Source organism: Pseudomonas sp. UF-293 (assembly GCF_058245595.1).
On record NZ_JBSICA010000061.1, the window covers coordinates 1 to 3,363 of the forward strand.

The following is a 3,363-nucleotide window of genomic DNA, read 5'->3' on the forward strand; positions in this document are numbered from 1 at the left end:
TAGATCGTTCTTTAAAAATTTGGGTATGTGATAGAAAGATAGACTGAACGTTACTTTCACTGGTAACGGATCAGGCTAAGGTAAAATTTGTGAGTTCTCTTAGTTGAGAAATTCGAATTTTCGGCGAATGTCGTCTTCACAGTATAACCAGATTGCTTGGGGTTATATGGTCAAGTGAAGAAGCGCATACGGTGGATGCCTTGGCAGTCAGAGGCGATGAAAGACGTGGTAGCCTGCGAAAAGCTTCGGGGAGTCGGCAAACAGACTTTGATCCGGAGATGTCTGAATGGGGGAACCCAGCCATCATAAGATGGTTATCTTGTACTGAATACATAGGTGCAAGAGGCGAACCAGGGGAACTGAAACATCTAAGTACCCTGAGGAAAAGAAATCAACCGAGATTCCCTTAGTAGTGGCGAGCGAACGGGGACTAGCCCTTAAGTGGCTTTGAGATTAGCGGAACGCTCTGGAAAGTGCGGCCATAGTGGGTGATAGCCCTGTACGCGAAAATCTCTTGGTCATGAAATCGAGTAGGACGGAGCACGAGAAACTTTGTCTGAATATGGGGGGACCATCCTCCAAGGCTAAATACTACTGACTGACCGATAGTGAACTAGTACCGTGAGGGAAAGGCGAAAAGAACCCCGGAGAGGGGAGTGAAATAGATCCTGAAACCGTATGCGTACAAGCAGTGGGAGCAGACTTTGTTCTGTGACTGCGTACCTTTTGTATAATGGGTCAGCGACTTATTTTCAGTGGCGAGCTTAACCGAATAGGGGAGGCGTAGCGAAAGCGAGTCTTAATAGGGCGTCTAGTCGCTGGGAATAGACCCGAAACCGGGCGATCTATCCATGGGCAGGTTGAAGGTTAGGTAACACTGACTGGAGGACCGAACCGACTACCGTTGAAAAGTTAGCGGATGACCTGTGGATCGGAGTGAAAGGCTAATCAAGCTCGGAGATAGCTGGTTCTCCTCGAAAGCTATTTAGGTAGCGCCTCATGTATCACTGTAGGGGGTAGAGCACTGTTTCGGCTAGGGGGTCATCCCGACTTACCAAACCGATGCAAACTCCGAATACCTACAAGTGCCGAGCATGGGAGACACACGGCGGGTGCTAACGTCCGTCGTGAAAAGGGAAACAACCCAGACCGTCAGCTAAGGTCCCAAAGTTATGGTTAAGTGGGAAACGATGTGGGAAGGCTTAGACAGCTAGGAGGTTGGCTTAGAAGCAGCCACCCTTTAAAGAAAGCGTAATAGCTCACTAGTCGAGTCGGCCTGCGCGGAAGATGTAACGGGGCTCAAACCATACACCGAAGCTACGGGTATCATCTTCGGATGATGCGGTAGAGGAGCGTTCTGTAAGCCTGTGAAGGTGAGTTGAGAAGCTTGCTGGAGGTATCAGAAGTGCGAATGCTGACATGAGTAACGACAATGGGTGTGAAAAACACCCACGCCGAAAGACCAAGGTTTCCTGCGCAACGTTAATCGACGCAGGGTTAGTCGGTCCCTAAGGCGAGGCTGAAAAGCGTAGTCGATGGAAAACAGGTTAATATTCCTGTACTTCTGGTTATTGCGATGGAGGGACGGAGAAGGCTAGGCCAGCTTGGCGTTGGTTGTCCAAGTTTAAGGTGGTAGGCTGAGATCTTAGGTAAATCCGGGATCTTAAGGCCGAGAGCTGATGACGAGTTACCCTTTGGGTGACGAAGTGGTTGATGCCATGCTTCCAAGAAAAGCTTCTAAGCTTCAGGTAACCAGGAACCGTACCCCAAACCGACACAGGTGGTTGGGTAGAGAATACCAAGGCGCTTGAGAGAACTCGGGTGAAGGAACTAGGCAAAATGGCACCGTAACTTCGGGAGAAGGTGCGCCGGTGAGGGTGAAGGACTTGCTCCGTAAGCTCATGCCGGTCGAAGATACCAGGCCGCTGCGACTGTTTATTAAAAACACAGCACTCTGCAAACACGAAAGTGGACGTATAGGGTGTGACGCCTGCCCGGTGCCGGAAGGTTAATTGATGGGGTTAGCTAACGCGAAGCTCTTGATCGAAGCCCCGGTAAACGGCGGCCGTAACTATAACGGTCCTAAGGTAGCGAAATTCCTTGTCGGGTAAGTTCCGACCTGCACGAATGGCGTAACGATGGCGGCGCTGTCTCCACCCGAGACTCAGTGAAATTGAAATCGCTGTGAAGATGCAGTGTATCCGCGGCTAGACGGAAAGACCCCGTGAACCTTTACTATAGCTTTGCACTGGACTTTGAATTTGCTTGTGTAGGATAGGTGGGAGGCTTTGAAGCGTGGACGCCAGTTCGCGTGGAGCCATCCTTGAAATACCACCCTGGCAACTTTGAGGTTCTAACTCAGGTCCGTTATCCGGATCGAGGACAGTGTATGGTGGGTAGTTTGACTGGGGCGGTCTCCTCCTAAAGAGTAACGGAGGAGTACGAAGGTGCGCTCAGACCGGTCGGAAATCGGTCGTAGAGTATAAAGGCAAAAGCGCGCTTGACTGCGAGACAGACACGTCGAGCAGGTACGAAAGTAGGTCTTAGTGATCCGGTGGTTCTGTATGGAAGGGCCATCGCTCAACGGATAAAAGGTACTCCGGGGATAACAGGCTGATACCGCCCAAGAGTTCATATCGACGGCGGTGTTTGGCACCTCGATGTCGGCTCATCACATCCTGGGGCTGAAGCCGGTCCCAAGGGTATGGCTGTTCGCCATTTAAAGTGGTACGCGAGCTGGGTTTAGAACGTCGTGAGACAGTTCGGTCCCTATCTGCCGTGGACGTTTGAGATTTGAGAGGGGCTGCTCCTAGTACGAGAGGACCGGAGTGGACGAACCTCTGGTGTTCCGGTTGTCACGCCAGTGGCATTGCCGGGTAGCTATGTTCGGGAAAGATAACCGCTGAAAGCATCTAAGCGGGAAACTTGCCTCAAGATGAGATCTCACTGGAACCTTGAGTTCCCTGAAGGGCCGTCGAAGACTACGACGTTGATAGGTTGGGTGTGTAAGCGCTGTGAGGCGTTGAGCTAACCAATACTAATTGCCCGTGAGGCTTGACCATATAACACCCAAGCAATTTGCGAACTCGAAAGAGACCAGATTGCGGTGTGTGAAGACGAAACGAACCGAAAGTTCGAAGCGCACAAACACCGAAAGCTATCACATACCCAATTTGCTGAAGCGAGGCCATCTGGTCACGAGTCAGTACCCGAATTTCTTGACGACCATAGAGCGTTGGAACCACCTGATCCCATCCCGAACTCAGCAGTGAAACGATGCATCGCCGATGGTAGTGTGGGGTTTCCCCATGTGAGAGTAGGTCATCGTCAAGATTAAATTCCGAAACCCCAATTGCGAAAGCA

Annotated in this window: 2 rRNA genes; both read left to right on the top strand. The window is 51.0% G+C overall.

Annotated elements, in window-relative coordinates:
• The first annotated feature begins 168 nt into the window (after window positions 1-168).
• Window positions 169-3,062 (top strand): 23S ribosomal RNA (locus AC4IHP_RS27755).
• Between the two features lie 155 nt (window positions 3,063-3,217).
• Window positions 3,218-3,333, top strand: a 5S ribosomal RNA gene (rrf, locus tag AC4IHP_RS27760).
• Window positions 3,334-3,363: the final 30 nt, after the last annotated feature.